1 protein-coding gene is annotated in these 1,958 nt (G+C 62.9%); it reads left to right on the top strand.

What is annotated here, in order from left to right; genetic code table 11:
- Positions 1-1,958 (top strand): TonB-dependent receptor (locus tag AAEO60_RS15790; RefSeq protein ID WP_341674712.1); only part of this gene is annotated, 1,958 nt, incomplete at both ends.

The raw sequence follows: 1,958 nt of genomic DNA, 5'->3' as shown, positions 1-1,958 counted from the left end.
GGCAGCCGCGACCGTGTCACCCTGCGTGCTGCAGCCGAGTTCCCGCTGACCGATACGCTGTTCGCCCGCATCTCGGGCGTGTCGAAGCGCCAGGACGGCTATGTCGACCAGCTCGATTTCGGCTGTGTCTATCCCGCCGGCGGCCCTGCCATGTTCACCCAATCGGTAGACGATGGCGGCACCGGCGTGGCCGAACCCGTCAACCCGGTTGGCGGCGAAGCGCGTTTCGCCACGACCGACGATTGCCGCATCGCGCGCCTGGGTAGCACCAACTACCAGGCAGCCCGCGGTATCCTGCGGTGGGAACCGAGCGATACCTTCGACTTCACCATCATCGCCGACTTCACCGACCAGGACCAGACCGCTGCCGGCCAGGTGCTGACCGCCACGCGGCGCAACAACAACCCGAACATCCGGACGCCGGGCGGCCTGCCGTTCGACGACCGCTTCATCTGCGGACGCTTCTGTAACTTCCAGGTTGACGGAAACGCCTTTGGCGGTGCCTTCACGCCCGTCATCCCGGGTGACCCTTTCGGTGCCGGCGGCACGATCATGCAGGAAACCAGCGGATCGAACCGCACCACCTATCGCGGCTGGGGCGTTTCCGGCCAGGCGAACTGGGACATCACCGAGCGCCTGCAGCTGGTCTCGATCACGGGTTACCGCGAATTCGACACCTACTTCGCTGCCGACGGCGACATCTCGCCGGCACGTACCGGCTACGGCATCAACAACCTCGACAACTGGAGCTTCAGCCAGGAACTGCGCCTGAACATCGAAGCTACCGACACGGTCTTCGTGACTGTCGGCGGTTACTACTTCGAACAGTCGTCGGTGTATGATTCCACGCAGGACCTGCGCTACGTCGCTCCCTATCCGCTGCAGTTCCGCCAGCCGGATACGGTAGACGCCGATGCCCAGGCCGTGTTTGCCAACCTGGCGTGGGAAATCGCGCCCAACCTGAACCTCAACGCCGGCATCCGCTATACCGAGGAGAGCAAGGACCAGACCTATTTCCGTTACAACCTGGATGGCACGATCAACGGGTTCCTCGATCCGATCGGATTTTACTACGGCGAAGGCTATGATGGCCTGGACACGCTGGATGTTTTCCCGTTTCCCTTGGGGGCCTTCGGGGTGGTCCTCGGAGATGGCGATACAACCCAGAACGTCTTTGCGCTTACAGGCCGGACCGCCAGCTATTCGGGCGACCAGGTCGACTACCGTGTGGCCCTGGACTATCGCTTCAGCGAAGAATTCCTCGCCTATGCGTCGGTCGCTACGGGCTTCAAGGGCGGTGGTTCCAACCCGCGTCCGTTCAACGCCTTCCAGCTGCTGCCGTTCGGTCCGGAAACGCTGACGGCATACGAAGTCGGCTTCAAGTCGGACCTGTTCGATCGCCGCCTGCGCCTGAACCTGTCGGCCTTCCTCAACAAGTACGACGACATCCAGTCGACCGCGAGCCCCTGTCCGACCGGCGTTCCGGGAACGGAAACTCCCAGCGCCTGCCGGGTCAACTCGGGCAGCGCGGACATCCGCGGCCTCGAACTCGAGATGTTTGCCGAGCCGGTTGACGATCTGCAGATCTCCGCCTCGCTCAGCTACCTCGATTTCGAGTACACCTTCGTCAATCCGGCATCGGGAGCACAGCTGACCGATCCGGGTACCGGCATGCCGGAATGGAAGTTCTCGCTTGGTGCGCAGTACCGGATCGACCTCGGCGATGCCGGGTCGCTCACCCCGCGTGTCGACGTCTACTACCAGGACGAAACCTTCTCCGGTTTCAACAACGGCGCCTTGGGCCGTATCGAAACCTACCTGCCCAGCTTCACCACGGCCAATGCCCGCGTGACCTGGCGCAACGAGGAGGAAGACCTGTCGATCGCGCTGGAGGTCACCAACCTCACCGACGAGTATTACTTCTACTCGTCGTTCGACCAGCGCAACAACAACGGCGG

It is taken from the genome of Aurantiacibacter gilvus (assembly GCF_038289935.1).
GTDB classification, from domain to species: Bacteria; Pseudomonadota; Alphaproteobacteria; order Sphingomonadales; family Sphingomonadaceae; genus Alteraurantiacibacter; species Alteraurantiacibacter gilvus.
Note: the sequence above shows the minus strand (reverse complement) of the source record. Positions and strands in the feature narration are given on the sequence as shown.